This window comes from Planctobacterium sp. AWH2_060 (genome assembly GCF_056158425.1).
This window is the reverse complement of the sequence record NZ_JBSWTG010000001.1, coordinates 4,194,719-4,210,478: the sequence shown is the minus strand read 5'-3', so window position 1 is coordinate 4,210,478 and position 15,760 is coordinate 4,194,719. Positions and strand designations below refer to the sequence as shown.

The 15,760-nt window shown below is 47.1% G+C and carries 14 protein-coding genes; 5 read left to right on the top strand and 9 right to left on the bottom strand.

Annotated features, from left to right (window positions below; genetic code table 11):
• Window positions 1-2 precede the first annotated feature (2 nt).
• From xerC to lptM, 5 genes are read right to left on the bottom strand one after another with little or no spacing between them, the layout of a single operon-like run.
• Window positions 3-887, bottom strand: a complete 885-nt coding sequence (gene xerC, locus ACXAD8_RS18015; RefSeq protein WP_475233014.1) for a tyrosine recombinase XerC — start codon at window positions 885-887, stop codon at window positions 3-5.
• Window positions 888-908: 21 nt separating this feature from the next.
• On the bottom strand, window positions 909-1,589 hold the full coding sequence (locus tag ACXAD8_RS18010; RefSeq protein WP_475231365.1) for a DUF484 family protein: 681 nt from the start codon (window positions 1,587-1,589) through the stop codon (window positions 909-911).
• The gene (gene dapF, locus ACXAD8_RS18005) at window positions 1,586-2,416 is read right to left on the bottom strand and encodes a diaminopimelate epimerase (protein ID WP_475231364.1); all 831 of its coding nucleotides are present in this window, start codon (window positions 2,414-2,416) and stop codon (window positions 1,586-1,588) included. The genes ACXAD8_RS18010 and dapF overlap by 4 nt, the downstream gene beginning before the upstream one ends.
• Before the next feature lie 33 nt (window positions 2,417-2,449).
• Complete coding sequence (gene lysA, locus ACXAD8_RS18000; protein ID WP_475231363.1) at window positions 2,450-3,700, bottom strand: diaminopimelate decarboxylase; 1,251 nt, start codon at window positions 3,698-3,700, stop codon at window positions 2,450-2,452.
• Between the two features lie 14 nt (window positions 3,701-3,714).
• Entirely contained in the window at window positions 3,715-3,885 is a 171-nt protein-coding gene (gene lptM / locus ACXAD8_RS17995; protein ID WP_475231362.1) for an LPS translocon maturation chaperone LptM, read from the bottom strand.
• A 231-nt stretch (window positions 3,886-4,116) separates the two neighbouring features.
• Between lptM and ACXAD8_RS17990 the strand changes: the two genes are divergently transcribed.
• Window positions 4,117-5,271, top strand: a complete 1,155-nt coding sequence (locus ACXAD8_RS17990) for a hypothetical protein (RefSeq protein WP_475231361.1) — start codon at window positions 4,117-4,119, stop codon at window positions 5,269-5,271.
• A 4-nt stretch (window positions 5,272-5,275) separates the two neighbouring features.
• On the opposite strand, the gene ACXAD8_RS17985 is transcribed toward ACXAD8_RS17990, so the two are convergent.
• Window positions 5,276-5,788, bottom strand: coding sequence for a lactoylglutathione lyase family protein (locus tag ACXAD8_RS17985; protein ID WP_475231360.1), 513 nt, complete (start codon window positions 5,786-5,788; stop codon window positions 5,276-5,278).
• A gap of 111 nt (window positions 5,789-5,899) precedes the next feature.
• On the opposite strand from ACXAD8_RS17985, the gene ACXAD8_RS17980 reads away from it, so the two are divergent.
• Window positions 5,900-6,787 carry a LysR family transcriptional regulator gene (locus tag ACXAD8_RS17980; RefSeq protein WP_475231359.1) on the top strand — a complete coding sequence of 296 codons (888 nt, stop codon included), beginning with the start codon at window positions 5,900-5,902 and terminating at the stop codon, window positions 6,785-6,787.
• 6 nt (window positions 6,788-6,793) lie between these two features.
• Here the strand turns inward: ACXAD8_RS17980 and ACXAD8_RS17975 are convergent, their stop codons facing one another.
• From ACXAD8_RS17975 to ACXAD8_RS17965, 3 genes are all read right to left on the bottom strand, one after another.
• Window positions 6,794-9,490: a response regulator gene (locus ACXAD8_RS17975; RefSeq protein ID WP_475231358.1), complete on the bottom strand. Its 2,697-nt coding sequence runs from the start codon at window positions 9,488-9,490 to the stop codon at window positions 6,794-6,796.
• The gene (locus ACXAD8_RS17970) at window positions 9,487-11,793 is read right to left on the bottom strand and encodes a TonB-dependent receptor (RefSeq protein ID WP_475231357.1); all 2,307 of its coding nucleotides are present in this window, start codon (window positions 11,791-11,793) and stop codon (window positions 9,487-9,489) included. The genes ACXAD8_RS17975 and ACXAD8_RS17970 overlap by 4 nt, the downstream gene beginning before the upstream one ends.
• A 171-nt stretch (window positions 11,794-11,964) precedes the next feature.
• Entirely contained in the window at window positions 11,965-13,146 is a 1,182-nt protein-coding gene (locus ACXAD8_RS17965) for an HD-GYP domain-containing protein (RefSeq protein WP_475231356.1), read from the bottom strand.
• 237 nt (window positions 13,147-13,383) lie between these two features.
• Between ACXAD8_RS17965 and ACXAD8_RS17960 the strand changes: the two genes are divergently transcribed.
• From ACXAD8_RS17960 to ACXAD8_RS17950, 3 genes are read left to right on the top strand one after another with little or no spacing between them, the layout of a single operon-like run.
• Window positions 13,384-14,106: a 1-acylglycerol-3-phosphate O-acyltransferase gene (locus tag ACXAD8_RS17960; protein WP_475233012.1), complete on the top strand. Its 723-nt coding sequence runs from the start codon at window positions 13,384-13,386 to the stop codon at window positions 14,104-14,106.
• A 32-nt stretch (window positions 14,107-14,138) separates the two neighbouring features.
• The gene (gene rraB, locus ACXAD8_RS17955) at window positions 14,139-14,492 is read left to right on the top strand and encodes a ribonuclease E inhibitor RraB (protein ID WP_475231355.1); all 354 of its coding nucleotides are present in this window, start codon (window positions 14,139-14,141) and stop codon (window positions 14,490-14,492) included.
• A 37-nt stretch (window positions 14,493-14,529) separates the two neighbouring features.
• A complete protein-coding gene (locus ACXAD8_RS17950) occupies window positions 14,530-15,759 on the top strand; it encodes a nucleoside recognition domain-containing protein (protein WP_475231354.1) in 1,230 nt (409 codons plus the stop codon).
• Window position 15,760: the final 1 nt, after the last annotated feature.

The window sequence follows — 15,760 nt, the reverse complement described above, 5'->3', positions numbered from 1 at the left end:
CTCTAGGTCTTTTTCTTTCTGGCTCTGGGATGAGCCGTGTCATAAATTTTACTCAGGTGCTGAAAATCCAGGTGCGTGTAGACCTGGGTAGTAGACAAGTTGGCGTGGCCCAACAATTCCTGAACTGCTCTTAAATCACCACTGGATTCCAGCATATGTGTAGCAAACGAATGGCGCAATTTATGGGGATTCACCTGTTGATCCAACGATTGTTTTTGCGCCCATAACTTCATGCGCTTGGCGATTTGTCGAGAAGAAATACGCTTATGTTGCATGCTGACAAACACAGCAGGTTCATCATCGCCCACCAGTTGCCCGCGAACTTTTAGCCAGGCTTTAAGAGCCTCTCTGGCCACCCTGCCCACCGGTAATATGCGCTCTTTACTGCCTTTACCGCGCACCCGTAATTGCTGCATACCTTCTTCAATGTGGGCCAAATTCAGATCCGTTAACTCCGCAAGCCGCAATCCACAGCCATAGGTGAGTTCCATCATGGCTTTATCTCTGACCGCCAATATTGATTCTTCATCAATATTGAGCAATTGCGACATTTCATCAACGTTCAGTTGTTTGGGTAAAGGACGTCCCTGCTTGGGTGCATTAACGGCTTTCGCCGGGTTTTGAGTCAATACCCCAAGGGTCACCAGGTAGCGGCAAAAACTGCGCAAAGCAGATAAGCGCAAAGCAATGCTCTTAGGAGAGAGAGCCTGACGCCGGCCTTGTGCCAACACGCGTTTAACATGCTCCACAGTGAGCATATGCCAGGCTTCAATATTCAGCCCTTCGGCAATCACCAAAAGCTGCCTTTGGTAATTTTCTATGGTCTTACTGGACAGGTTACGCTCAAACTTCAGGTAATCCAGAAAGTCAGTGATGGGTGTCAGCATCGCATCTGATACTGACACTTTCTAGTCCTGAACGTTGGGAATAATGAGACTTAAAAATTGCTGTAGCTGGGTGATCAGCAAGGTATCCATTTGCGGATTGAAGTGACCATCATTATCACTGCCAATCACCAACAGGCCCAGCTCATCTTCGTGACGCAAGCGCATGATAGCCACTGACTGAGGCTGACTGGCGGAAAACAGGATCTGATTTTCTTCTTTGGTCAGACGACCGAAAAAGAAGTCCGATTTACTCAGCCGCTTGTCCACAATCAATTGTCTGTCTTTGTCTGATAAACCTGCTTTATCGGCCGCCAGGTGTAATACCACATCACTGAGCTTTAACTGCTGGCATACGGTGTCTTGCAAGGCATTGCGGATATCCGCCATTTTCTTGCAGTTAAACAAACGTAAATTCAAATCGGCATAAATGCGATAAATGGCTTCGTTCTGTCGGGCCACAGACATTAAGTCAGTGAGCTTTTTCTGCAGCTCGGCCACTTTTTCCCGTAGTTGCTCAGCCTGCAATTCCACCAGTGACACAGAACCTTTTTTCTGATGGGGAATTTTCAGCTCTTCCGCCAATAACGGATAGCGAATAAAAAACTCGGGGTTATTGAGCAGATAGTCTTTCACTAACTCAGGTGTTAACCAGTCAGCGGAAGGCGTATTGATTTCAGCGGTATTATTTGGAGTGTCAGTCATATTTCTATACTGCCGTCAAAAACGTGTTCCGCGGCACCTGTCATTTTTATCATTGTATCGTTGCCCTGCCAACGTATTTTAAGGGAACCTCCCGGTAAGTCCACCCTGACATTTTCATCCAATTTACCTTGCAGTTGTCCAATCACTGCTGCGGCACAAGCGCCGCTACCACAGGCCAGTGTTTCTCCCACGCCCCGCTCAAATACTCTAAGCCGGATATGCTTGCGACTCACAACCTGCATAAAGCCTACGTTGACTCCCTCAGGAAAGCGTTCATGGGTTTCCAGTAAGGGACCCAAGGTTTCTACCGGCGCAGTGTCAACATTGTCCACTTCCATAACACAATGAGGATTGCCCATGGAAACCGCACCCGCCATCACTGTGTGATCTTCCGCCCGTATCAGGTAGATATTTTCCTGCTTGTTTGCCTTGATGGGCACTGCTGATGGTTCAAAATTGGGCCGTCCCATATTCACCGTCACCATGCCATCATTCTCCAGGTACAAGACCATGCGGCCGTTTTTGGTACTGACAGAGATTTTATTGCGATTGATCAAGCCCTTCATTTTCACAAAACGGGCAAAACAACGGGCGCCATTGCCACATTGAGTCACCTCGGAGCCATCCGCATTAAAAATGCGGTAATGAAAATCCTGATCCGGATCATATGGCGGCTCGACCAGCAACATCTGGTCAAAGCCTACGCCGAAATTTCGATCGGCTAACTTTGCGATCTTCTCTTTAGAGAAGAATACGTTCTGGGTGAGGTTGTCAACAACCATAAAATCATTGCCCAGACCGTGCATTTTAGAAAACTGCACTAACATGTGATTAATTCGAAAACTTCTATTAGGTCTATATTACGGGAGTTTACGTTCCAGTTTCCACAACTCTTGTAAAGTTTCCCGTTCTCGTACTAAGTGCAGCACGTCACCATCCACCATTAATTCCGGTGGGCGGGCCCGTGTATTGTAGTTGGAAGCCATCACAAAGCCATAGGCTCCGGCACTTCTGACCGCCAGCAAATCATCCGCCGCAATGGCTAATTCTCGCTCTTTGCCCAAAAAGTCACCGGTTTCACAAATGGGGCCCACCACGTCGTACACCGCTTTTTCCCGCTGCAAACTGCTGTTCACCGGAATAATATTCATCCAGGCCGAGTACAATGCCGGGCGGATCAGATCATTCATGGCGGCATCTACAATTGCAAAATTCTTCTCCGCGCCTGATTTCAGAAACTCGACCTTAGTCACCAGAATGCCGGCATTCGCCATAATGGCGCGGCCGGGTTCAAATACCAGGGTGAGCTCTTCCCGGCCCTGCAAACGCTGCGCTAAGGCTGCAGCATACTCATTAGGGTGCGGGGGCGTTTCGTTTTGATAAGGCACACCTAAACCGCCACCGACATCCAGATGACTGATGTGAATGCCCAGCTCCTTTAATTCGTCGATTAACGCCAGTAAGCGATCCAGCGCATCCACAAAGGGCGCTAGGTCGGTCAGCTGCGAGCCAATATGGCAATCAATGCCTTTTACTTGCAGGTGACTCATGGCGGCGGCTTGCTGATAGATAGCAATAGCCTGTTCGCGCTCAATACCAAACTTGTTAGCTTTTAACCCCGTTGAGATATAAGGGTGAGTTTTAGCGTCCACATCCGGATTAACCCGAATAGAAATGGGTGCTTTGACATCCAGCTCCGCGGCCACTTTATTGATGCGAGACAGTTCCGCAGGAGACTCTACGTTGAAGCAATAAATATTGTGCTTGAGAGCCAACAAAATTTCTTCTTCGGTTTTACCTACACCGGAAAACACTACTTTTTTCGGATCGCCACCCGCGGCAATCACCCGTAGCAATTCACCGCCGGAAACAATATCAAAGCCCGATCCCAGTTTTGCCATCACCGACAAAACCCCCAGATTGGAATTGGCCTTGACTGCATAACAAATTAAGTGAGGTTGTTTACCCGCAGCCTTATCAAAGGCCTGCCAGTGGCGCTCTATGGTGGCGCGGGAATAAATATAACAGGGGGTGCCATATTGCGCGGCAATATCGGCAACCGATAAATCTTCTGCAAACAATTGCTGATTTTGATATTGAAAAAAATCCATAATTTTCCCGGTGTTTACTCTTTGGGTTGTTCCGGCTCTGCGCCTTCAGTTTCGGGGACCGCAATGGGCGGAGTGCCGTTTTCGCTCTGATTTTGTGCAGCGTCCTTGGGCAAAAACAAGGGGCCACGTTGACCACAGGCGGTCATCAGGCACAACAGCAGGAGGATAAAAGAAAACTTTCGCATGTAATTCTAGAGTCTGGACATCTTAATTACAGCCATATTCGCATTGCCAAAGCTGATTTCCAAATAAAACTTTATACCCAACTCGTATAAATAAAAAAATTTGCTGACACTGCATAAAAATGGCGCAACCGGTGCCGATTACAAACTAGAGCGTGTTGATCTTTGCGGTACAATTTTGCAAAGGTCAACACGCTCTAGGCTCAATGTTAAAATCAGCGATAAAAGAACCCAATGCAAGTGCAAAGCGCCCAAATCCAGTTTGCTCATCAACATGAACGCAGTGAACGCTATACCCGAAGCGAATCTCTGGTGGCAGAGCGTGCACCACAAGCAGAAGGGGAAGCTGCGACACGAACCGTATTGCTCTCCGAAAGAGCGGAAATAAGCCGTGCAGAGCGATCGCTAGGGGTATCAACCAATAGCAGTCAGCCAGAGGCAGAAGCTTCCCTCTCCGCCAGAGGCAGAGCACTGGCAGCACAGATTGAACAAACTGACAATCGCGCCCAGGCATTTCGCGGTCTGTGGCAAACTGAAGAAGAAGAGCTTAGCGACAATCACCTGGATGCCAAAACCTGGCAATTAAAATCCATCGTAGAAAGTTTTACCGGTCGCGAAATTCATCTGAGCCACCTTAAAGAAGAACAAGAAAGCCCTAACCAAAATCATGCTCCTGACACCAGTAACCGGGAGCAAAATCCCCAGGTTACAGCCGCCAGCACAGCTGATCTTATCTACCAATATCAGGAAAGCTATCACGAAGAAGAGTCTTCCTTGTTCCTGGCCAGTGGCGAAATCACACTGCAGTCGGGAGAAACCCTGCAAATTGATTTACAGCAGTTTTCACAGCGCAGCTTTTATCAGGCCAATAGCCTGGATATGAAAATCGGTGAAGTACAACTGACCGATCCTTTGGTGATAAACCTACAGGGTGCCTCTGTATCACTAAGCCAGCAAAAACATCGCTTTGATTTGGACCAGGATGGGCAACAAGACAGTATCCATTTTGCTTCCGGCCAGTCGGGTTTCCTGGCATTAGATCGCAACAATAACGGCCTTATTGATGATGGCGGGGAATTGTTTGGCGCTAAAACCGGCAACGGCTTTGCGGAACTGGCGCAATTCGATGAAGATCAGAATGGCTTTATTGACGCCGGTGACAGTGTCTTTTCCAGGCTGCAATTTTATCAAAAAAATGCCCTGGGAGAAGATAAGCTCAGCAACATAGCTGAGCTGGGTATAGGCGCCCTTTACCTGGGACAACAGGCCAGCCCCTTTGATATCAAAGATGCTGACAATCAGTTGCAGGCCAAAGTGCGTTCCAGTGGCCTGTTTATCAATCAGAATGGCACTGTAGGCAGCCTGCAACAGATAGATTTAGTGGTCTGAGTCGCTACTTAGACGCAGTATAAGCACCACTGGCATAATGCAGCTCATAGCTGTGACTGTAAATCTCCAGAATATTGCCAAACGGATCTTCCATGTAAATCATGCGATAAGGCTTTTCGCCAGGATAATAATAGCGGGGCGCTTTCATGCGTTTTTTACCGCCTGCAGCGACAATTTTTTCAGCCAGCTCTTCGACATTCGGATCCTGAACACAGAAGTGAAAAATACCGGTTTTCCAATATTCAAAATTGTTTTCCGGATCCTGTTGATTGTTGAACTCAAAAATCTCTACCCCGATGCGATCACCGGTAGATAAATGCGCAATGCGAAACCGCTCCCAACCGGGTCCGAAAACATCGGTGCACATCTGGCCAATGGCACTATCGTCTTCGGTGATTTCAGTGGGTTCCATAATCAAATACCAACCCAAAACCTGGGTATAGAACTCAACAGCTTTCTCTAAATCCGGAACAGAAATTCCAATGTGAGAAAATGTACGGGGATAAGGGTGTGACATGTTTACCTCCAGGCAATCAGTTATGCGACGATGGCCAGATTAAACAAACTCATCTAAAATATGAAATTATCAATTTTGATTATTTTCATAATAAATATTTATAAAAATAAAATGCTAAACCCAGTTTATCTCAAAACATTTGTCACCCTGGCTGAAACCGGTCATTTCACCAGAACCGCAGAAAAGCTGTTTATGACCCAACCGGGCGTCACCCAACATATTCAAAAACTGGAACAGCAATGCGGCCATAAGTTGCTGCAACGCAATAACAAAAAACTGGAGCTCACCGAGCAGGGCAAATTGCTCTATCAATATACTCTGGAGCAAGTAAAGCGAGAGGCTGAACTATTTAATAAACTGGCCTTTGATGATCCCCATGCCGGACACTTTAGTGTTGGCTGTTCCGGTTCAATGGCTTTAAAGCTCTACCCCGCTTTATTGCAGTTACAATCTCAATTCCCGGGATTAATTGCCACGCTGAAAGCGGCTCCACAGCAAGACATTTTACAAGGCGTTGCAGAGGGTAAACTGGATATGGGTATTGTCACTCAAAATCCCCCCGAAGGCATGTTCGACAGCCGCGAAATCGGCCGAGAGTCACTGTGTTTAATGTTTCCAGCAGCGCTTGCTTTGCGCAAAGACCTGGCTGAACATATGCAGCAACTGGGATTAATTAACCATCCCGATGCCAGACAATACCTTTCTTTGTATTGCTCCCAAACTCATGATGTCGCCCTCAACAGACTGGATATTGATGCTCTGCCTGTTTCCGGTTTTATCAATCAGATTGGCCAGATCCTGCTGCCGGTGGCTAACGGTCTCGGGTTCACGGTGTTACCTGAAAGTGCCTGGCATAGTTTTAGTCAAAACCAGCGAGTACAGCTTTATCAACCGGAGGCGGCAGTATCAGAACCCCTGATTTTGATAACCAAACGGCTGCGAAAACTGCCCAGACGTTGTCTTCATGTCATTTCGGAGATAGAGCGCTGTTTCGCTTAATTAGCGCTATGGTTTGCTCCTACTATCGGACAGGGTATTTTTAATAGCCTGATACAAGGTATTGGCATCGATAGGTTTGGCGACGTGGCAATTCATCCCGTGAGCAATGTAGTGTTCCACGTCTTCTTTCATGACGTTAGCAGTTAAGGCAATGATGGGCAGATTGGCAATAGCGGGATTCTTATCAGCGCGAATTTTTTTGGTGGTAGCCACACCATCCAGAACCGGCATCTGAATGTCCATCAGCACCAAATCAAATTCATTATCACTGTTCAGGGCTTCAAGGCATTCAATACCATCACCAACTATCCGGTAATCGGCTCCAGCATTATTTAGCATGTTTTCGATAACCACCTGATTTATGGCATTGTCTTCCGCTACTAAAATCCTTAATTTGTTTAACAGTGTCGGTGTAACTGACGCATTGTCGTTCTTCTCACTTTGGTTCGCAATCGCATCAAACAACTTGCTGGCGTGACAAGGTTTTTGCAATACGGCGCTAATCCCCAGAGCGTCACTTTTTTGTTTAATGACGGATACATCGTAGGCGGTGATGACAATAATTTTTGGTGTATTGCCTTGCGCTTGTAATGCTTTGATGAAGCCTTCGCCATCCATTTCCGGCATACACCAGTCAGTCAACACAACGTCAATCTTTTGCTTCTGCAAATGGGCCAGACCTTGCTTTGCGCTTCTGGCAATAACAACCGTTGCGCCGCCCTGACTCAAAGTTGCGGCAACTTCCTTAAGTGCTACCACATTATCATCCACCACTAATATGGTGCTTTGTTCCTTTATTTTAAGTCCGCTATCGCCTGCCAGTATCACCCTGTTATTCCTGAGCAACTGCATTGAAGCCACGAATTTGCTGCCCTGATTAACCTGACTGGACACAATGACATCACCGCCCATTAATCGGCATAATTGACGACTTATGACCAGCCCCAACCCGGTACCACCGTATTTCCGCGTTGTGGAAGAATCTGCCTGTGAAAATTCGGTAAACAGACCTTCGACAGTCTCCTGGCTCATACCAATCCCGGTATCTGCTACTTCAAATTGCAATCCTACTGCCTCTGCAGACTTTGCATCACTGAGTATCTCAGCCGTTACCGTCACCCGAACACTGCCTTTGCTGGTAAATTTCACCGCATTGGAGCATAAATTCAGGAGGATTTGATTCAACCTGACCACATCTCCTATTAAGTCCAGTGGTACATCGGGAGCAATATCAATGTAGAATTCAATACCTTTATCCAGCGCAGCTTGCTCAAAATTAGCCTGCAAAAAATCTCTAACACTCATTAACGAAAACGGAATTTGTTCCAGTTCGATGGAGTTCGCACTAATTTTTGAATAATCCAGAATGTCATTGATTACAATCAGTAAATGTTTTGCCGCAGATTCCATTTTGCTTAAAAAGCCTGCCTGTTGTAGATCAAGTTTAGTGTTTTGCAGTAATTGCGTGAGACCTATCACACCGTTTAGCGGAGTTCGGATTTCATGGCTCATATTGGCTAAGAAACTGGCTTTCGCCCGCGTCGCTTCCTGAGCATCGAACACGGCCTGTTCAAGTTGTTCATTTTGATCGTGTAATTGCTGGCGTTGCTCACGTAGGGTAGCAACTGCGGCATTGAGATCCGAGGTTTTCTCCACAACCTTGTGAGCCAGCCGAGCCTGTTGTGTCAAATTCAGATAAACGATAATAGCCAACAACAAGGCCATGCTCACACCGGTAAGCAACACCGCTCCTTGCTGCCACAGGCTTTGCTCCGGACTGCTGTTGGGGATCACGTAGAGCGTCCAGTTTCGATCGAAAACCTGCAAGTCAAAATCAGAAATATGGTGTGCGTGTTGAGTTTCAGGGTCAGCCTGCTGGGCAATGGTATCTTCAGGAAAATAGTAGATTTTACCCTGTCCATCAGCAAGAGCATAGCGAAATGTCTTTTGCCCGACATTTATCTCAGTGGCTTTGAACACCTCTTGTAAATACTGACTGGATGTTACCAACCCAGCAACTTTAGTTGTTCCATCAGAGCGCTTTTTCAGCACAGGCGAGATATGCACAAAAAAGGGAGTATTGGTGATTGCTTGCAGTGGCTGAAAAAATCCGATCACGGTATTTTTTCGATTGGCAATGGCTTTGGAAATAGATGGTCCCAGCGGCAAATTGTCGGTCATTTGTCGACCGAGGAAATCATCCCGTCTTACATCAGGATAGGTGTACTGAATAAAGGTAATGTCATTATCGCCCGTTGCCATTAATGGCGACTTCTGCCCATTCTGTAAACTAAATAGCTGTAGGTCTGCGTAGGCTGGCTCTGTATTATTTCTGATTTTGTCCAGTAATTCAGGCAACTCTGTTTGTGCAACATTGGCTAAGATAGAAACCCTACGCCCCGCAGGAAACACCGGAAAGATTTGCTCGACAAATCCAGCAAACTCCTCATAGCTAACCCAGTCCGAACTGGCAAAAAAGTTAGCTACAGATTCCACCTGATACAATGAGCGCCTCAAATTAGCTTCTATATCCGCGGCCCGCTGCTCAGCTCGTCGCTCCATTTGTGCGATATTTTTTTCGGTGACGGCTTGCTGTTCATTGATGGCATAGGCCAACGTCAAAGCGACAGCAATAACCAATACCATTGTCGCGGCAATAAAAGGTTTAACCCTGATTTTTAGATTGCCACTGGAGACTGTCATTCAAATAACACTTCTATCCCTAAACCCAACTCGCGAAAGGCCCCCTGGGCACACAAGCGGTTAGTGTTGACGTTAGTTCCTGGTATGGTAGCCCGCTCTGTGCAGTACTGTTGGTCTGTGAGATTCCTTCCCCAGACGGAAACGCTTAGATTGGGATAAGATCTGGGGCTATAACTCATTGAGCCGTGCAGTAAATGCACCTGAGATTCAGAAAAATTTTCCTGCCAGGCAGTTGAATGGCTTCCAGCCAGGGCATGAATATAAGCATCAGTGAAATTGTAATGCAGGTTCCAGTTAAACTCGCCGTAATCTCCGGCCAGATGTTGCTGCAGCATCAAGCTAGCAGTCCAGGGCGGTGTATTGGGTAAGCTATTGCCTTTGACTACTGAACTTTGAAACCCTTCTCGCAGATGTTCAGCGACGGCACTGGTATCCAATTCAGCTTCTGTCACTTCCGCATCCACATAAGCCAGCCCAGCTTTTAACGTGATATCTGCAAATAAAATGGCGCTAAGTTCAGCTTCAAATCCCTGAGATCTGGCCTCCGGCAAATTCACCAGAGAAGCGAATAAATCAGCCGGATTACCGGGGTTATAAACCAGGAAGAATTGATAATCCTGCCAGTCGTTGTGGAATAAGGCGACATTCAAACGCAGTCGGTCATTCCACCACTCAGATTTAAAGCCCAGCTCCGCGGTAACAACGCTTTCCGGAGTCACCACACTATCCAACAATGCCGTATAGGCAGCAGTGGTGGGATTAGAATTTACCGCCCCCATTTTATAGCCCTTGGCCAGGTAAGCATAAAATTTAAGATTGTCTGAATACTGGTGAAAGAGCGATACCTTGCCGCCCCATTCGCGAAAGGTCTGATTGATATCAGCTTTGGCGGGGACACCGCCGTTGGCCTGATAAAAGTTATCAACCACAGAAAAACCGGCATAATCGCTTTGCACATCAAAGCCAGGATTGCCCAGACTGTACCAACCAAAGGTACCCAGAGGGAAAGGCATATCTGCGCTATCCATCAACATTCCTGCGCTATTTACCCTGGGTGTTAAACGCTGTAAGGTCCAGCGGCCACTGAGACCCAGGGTGGTATCTTCAAAAATGGGGCGCTCCAGTAATCCATATCCGGAGAAAGATGCGATATCGTTGTTAACCAGTGCACCGCGATCAAACAAGGCCCCTTGCCCAGCATCGTCAACAGCGTCATCCGGACGACCCGGTCCCACCGGGTCAATAAAGGCTGTTTGTAAAATATCCCCCTGCTCCAGGGTGCTGATCATTCCCAACAACCAATGCCCGCCACTACTGTACTCCGACAACAACTGAAACTCCTGAGAAAATGACTGGGTATCTGTGGAGTTATAGGTGATGACCTGAGCGACACCAGACGGCGCGCCCTGAGCACTCCAGTCATCCATACGCTCGCTGTCAACGGTCTCAAAAGAGGTGGTAGATTTAAACTCGACATCCTGAAACTGCTGCCGGTACAACAAAAAACCGCCATAAGCATCAATATTATCGCGCAGATTATGCAACTGACTGCCCACCTTGGCTAAATCAAAATCATCGAGATTTATAACGTCACTGCCATCAGCCACGGTCACAAAGGTCTTTACCGGACTGATTTGTCTTTGCTGGCCACCGTATAAAGACAGCAAAATGCTGCTTTCTGCTGATAGATTAAAACCAAACTGGGATTTGAAACCTTGCCGGTCAATATTGTGAAACTGCGAATCATTGCCCACATGGCTGGCAGAAATACGACCGTCCTGACGCGCAATATCCGCTGTCAGGCGCAGAGCAAAGTCTTCATCCGGTGACGCAGCCAGAGTACCGGTAACCTGTTTTAGGGCATCGCTGCCCAGATTAACTCTGAGTTTGCCATGCAGCTCTTCTCCGGCTAACGGCCGGGCAGAGATATATTTAATGGCACCGCCAGTGGTATTTTTACCGTAGAGAGCCACTTGCGGCCCCCGCAGCACCTCTACTTGTTCAATATCCAACAGACTGAAATTGGCCAGTACCGGATTCTGGATGGCCACCTCATCTATATACAAACCAACGGCAGGGATGGAGGACAAATTGAAGTCATCAGTGCCCACTCCCCGTATAAAATAATTGTACACACCGGATATGGAGCGATTGGCGTTGAGGTTGACGATTTGATCCGCGATTTCACTAGCCTGATCCATTCTAAAGGCATTGAGGGTGGCACTATTAACCGCGGAAACAGACAGGGGAACATCCTGAATCGACTGAATGCGCTTTTGTGCGGTGACTTCGATTCTTTCCAATTCAGATTCTTGTGCTATACCGCTTTTAAAGCTTATAAGTAGCACAGCAAAAACGACGCATTTGGGCAACTTATTCACTTAAAATCCGCCTCTCTTTGTGAGATTGCTTCCACCAGCCAATAACTATGTTAGACCCAACCCAGCAATAGGTAAAATAAACAACCTGAAAAGTTATTTGGTCAACAAACTGGCCATGGCTTTGTTGAATACCGCCATCCAGCGCTTGCTGTATTGCCCTTCAGGCATATTGTTCATCTCAATTACGGCGCGTTTTTTCGGACGTTTGCGATGCGTATCATGAGCACGTTGATGGGTCAGAGCATCGAAAGTATCCAGGATAGCCAACAGTTTAGCCCCTTCACAAATGTCTTTTTCCATTAGCCCCAAGGGATATCCAGAGCCGTCACAGCGCTCGTGGTGTTGCATGACGATTTTACGCGCTTCGTTCCACTGATCTAAGTGCTCCAACAATCTTGAACTCTTGTAGACATGAGAGCGTAATAAATTGAATTCGACAATCTCCAGACGGTCGCGCTTGTGCAGAATATTCAACGGCATAAAGGCCATACCAAAATCGTGAACATAACAAGCCACCAGCAATTGGTCAGCATCAATGGGGCTGCCTTCCATCTTATTCATTAACAAAGCCAATTTGGCGATCCTGTCGCCACGTCCGGCCCAGTACATGGAGCGCGCTTCGATTGGCTCCATCAGTGCCCGGAAAAACACTATATCGGTTTGGCGCTCTTTGCTCAGCTCTTTAATGGTGCTGTCAGAATCCAGCGGGTTAGACTCTTTGTTAATCGCTGAATCGTCTTCGGTATCTATCTCTTCCTTAACGGATTCTGCGATCTCTGCCGGAGGATCATTTTCTGGTTTGGCGTCTAAAGTGGGGTCCAGCAACAACACAGACTCAGCCAGAAGTTTCTCGTGTTGCGGGCCATTGTCTGGCTTGATACGACTGATGTGTTGTACCAGGTGCTTAAACAACTGATCATCATACTGAGCCGTGCCACTGCTGATACAGCTTTCCACAAACAACTTCACCCGGTCTAAAGTCAGCAACACCAGATCACTCATGGTGCTGGTGTAATTAATCTGGCCGTTGCGCAGAAAATCTAACAGGTCTTCAACGTGCTGCAGAAGCGGAATTAACGGGGAAAAATTAACCATCCCCAAATCACCCTTGATGGTGTGAATAGAGCGAAACAGAGCACGTTGTAACTCGTTGTCTTTCGGCTTGAGTTCCAGCTCAATTAAGGTTTGTTCACTGGCCTCGTAAAGCTCGTTAATCTCTTCGAGAAGATCACCTAGAATTTCTTCGTCCAAATCATCATGGGTAAAGGTTTGCATTAATCAGACAGCCCTGTTTTTGTAGTTTCTATTTCGCGTCAGTTATTGTACTCAATACATTGATTCAGCTCCTGCGGGATAAAGTACAGGGGCTGTTTCGAGTATAGGTTATATCCTAAATCTTTGCATGACCAGAGTGTGCTTGCACAATCGAAATGCGAATTCTTAGCTCATCTGACATGATTTAGCAAAAAAAAGGCTATACTATGCGGCCTTTTGATGTCACTGGAAATCATTTTGTTAGCTATCCTGCGCATTATTGCTTTGTTTATTAGTTTTATCCTTATTAATGGGATCCTCATTATTTTTTGTCTCTTGCGTCCCATGCATCGCAACAATGTTTATTCCTGTAGCATGGCCTACGCCACCATGTCGCGAATTCTGGGCTTAAAAGTCGTACTTAAAGGCCAGGAAAATGTACCTGATGAACCGGCAGTTTTTATTGCCAACCATCAAAATAGTTATGACTTACTCACCATATGTAAGGCGGTAATGCCGGGCACAGTATCGGTCGGCAAGCGCAGCCTGATATTTATTCCGGTATTCGGTTGGCTGTACTGGTTGTCGGGAAATGTGCTGATCGACAGAAAAAATGCCTCGCGGGCAGCCGACACTCTGAGTTCAACAGTGGCCAAAATCAAAAAGCGCGGCATTTCAGTGTGGTTCTTTCCCGAGGGTACGCGCAGCTATGGACGTGGCATATTGCCCTTTAAAACCGGCGCTTTTCGTATCGCGGATGCGGTTAAAATGCCCATAGTCAGAGTTTGTGCCAGTAACCTTATCGATAAAATCAAGCTGAATCGCTGGGACAATGGCACCTTGGTTATAAAAATCAGCGAGCCCATTTACATGGACGATAGCAGAGGCATTAAAGAGTGGTCAGTGTTATTGCGGGAAAAAATGCTGGAAGATTTTGAACAGGTGAACAACGAAGTCGCACAGCTGCCAAAAGCGCGTTAAACTTACGCAAAATATAATCTCAAGGGATCGCTATGCCACACTCTAATAGCCTGCAAGACTGGTATCAGTTTAATGAAGAAACCCTCGAAGCCTTGATCAATGATGGCAGTGCCGCCGACAAAGATCATACCATCGAGCACCATATCGCCAGTAAGGACTTTGCTTTGCTGGAAAAGGCCGCGGTAGACGCTTATAAAGCCGGTTTTGAAGTGACGGATGCCGAAGAACTGATTTTGGACGATGGTGATGAACTTTTTAGTTTCGACGCCATTGCAGAAAGGCCACTGGATCTGCAACAGATCAACGCCGATACCAGCAAACTAGTCAGTATCGCGGAAAAGCACAAAGTCTTTTACGATGGCTGGGGCACCTACTTTGTAGAATAGCCACTACTGCTTTTGCCAACAGACAGCTTAGCCAACCGTGCTTAATCTAATCTGGTTATCATTCTTTTTTATTGCCGCAATTTGCGGCTTTTACCAATGGCTGGTGCTGGGCAATCAGGCCATTTTTACCGAGCTGGTCAGTGCCATGTTTGATATGGCCAAAGTGACGGTTGAAATCGCCCTGGGTCTGGTGGGCGCGCTGTGTCTATGGTTGGGTATATTTAAAATTGCCGAACACAATGGCTGGATTGCCAAACTTTCTAAATTGCTGACACCACTGTTCCAACGCCTTATGCCAGAAGTCCCCGCGAATCATCCGGCGGTGGGCTCCATTACCATGAATTTATCGGCCAATGCACTGGGACTGGATAATGCCGCGACCCCGCTTGGCATCAAAGCCATGCATGATTTGCAAAGCTTAAATCCCAATAAAACCACTGCCAGTAACGCGCAGATCCTGTTTCTGGTATTAAATACCTCTTCTGTAACCCTGTTTCCGGTTTTTGTGTTCGTTTATCGCGCACAACAGGGAGCTGCTATCCCTACCGATGTATTTCTGCCTATTCTGATCACCACCAGTTGCTCCTCAATCGCGGGGCTATTGGCCGTTGCCTTTGTGCAGCGCATCAATTTACTACAACACACAGTGTTACTCTACGGCGCAGTATTCTTTGCCCTGATGGGAGGCCTGTTAGTATATTTTGTCACCCTACCCGCCACTCTGGTTGGCCCGCAGTCTTCATTGCTGGCAAACTTGTTGATCTTCAGTTTTGTGGTGGGTGTCCTGTTTAGCGCCTGGCGGCAAAAACTGGATACCTATGATTTGTTTATCGAAGGTGCCAAAGAAGGTTTTCAACAGGCAATCAATCTTATCCCCTATTTGCTGGCTATGTTAGTTGCTATTGGATTGTTAAGAGCCAGCGGGGCCATTCAACTGGTTGTAGATGGCATTGCCTGGTTGGTATCTCTGGCGGGGCTTTCAACGGCATTTGTAGACGCCTTGCCCACCGCGTTAATGAAGCCATTAAGCGGCAGCGGCGCGCGTGCCATGATGATTGAAACCATGCAGGTACATGGTGCAGACTCGTTTGCAGGCAGATTATCCGGGATATTTCAGGGTTCCACTGAAACCACGTTTTACGTGCTGGCGGTTTATTTTGGTGCTGTGGGTATCAAACACAGCCGTCACGCCATCCCGTGTGCCTTGATAGCCGATTTCACCGCCATCATCGTGGGCGTGGTCGTAGCCAGCTTATTTTTTGCTTAGA

Excerpts from the sequence above, each read along its gene's own strand:
- xerC (WP_475233014.1), bottom strand. The coding sequence starts at position 887 with ATGCTGACACCCATCACTGACTTTCTGGATTACCTGAAGTTTGAGCGT.
- ACXAD8_RS18010 (WP_475231365.1), bottom strand. The coding sequence starts at position 1,589 with ATGACTGACACTCCAAATAATACCGCTGAAATCAATACGCCTTCCGCT.
- dapF (WP_475231364.1), bottom strand. The coding sequence starts at position 2,416 with ATGTTAGTGCAGTTTTCTAAAATGCACGGTCTGGGCAATGATTTTATG.
- lysA (WP_475231363.1), bottom strand. The coding sequence starts at position 3,700 with ATGGATTTTTTTCAATATCAAAATCAGCAATTGTTTGCAGAAGATTTA.
- lptM (WP_475231362.1), bottom strand. The coding sequence starts at position 3,885 with ATGCGAAAGTTTTCTTTTATCCTCCTGCTGTTGTGCCTGATGACCGCC.
- ACXAD8_RS17990 (WP_475231361.1), top strand. The coding sequence starts at position 4,117 with ATGCAAGTGCAAAGCGCCCAAATCCAGTTTGCTCATCAACATGAACGC.
- ACXAD8_RS17985 (WP_475231360.1), bottom strand. The coding sequence starts at position 5,788 with ATGTCACACCCTTATCCCCGTACATTTTCTCACATTGGAATTTCTGTT.
- ACXAD8_RS17980 (WP_475231359.1), top strand. The coding sequence starts at position 5,900 with ATGCTAAACCCAGTTTATCTCAAAACATTTGTCACCCTGGCTGAAACC.
- ACXAD8_RS17975 (WP_475231358.1), bottom strand. The coding sequence starts at position 9,490 with ATGACAGTCTCCAGTGGCAATCTAAAAATCAGGGTTAAACCTTTTATT.
- ACXAD8_RS17965 (WP_475231356.1), bottom strand. The coding sequence starts at position 13,146 with ATGCAAACCTTTACCCATGATGATTTGGACGAAGAAATTCTAGGTGAT.
- rraB (WP_475231355.1), top strand. The coding sequence starts at position 14,139 with ATGCCACACTCTAATAGCCTGCAAGACTGGTATCAGTTTAATGAAGAA.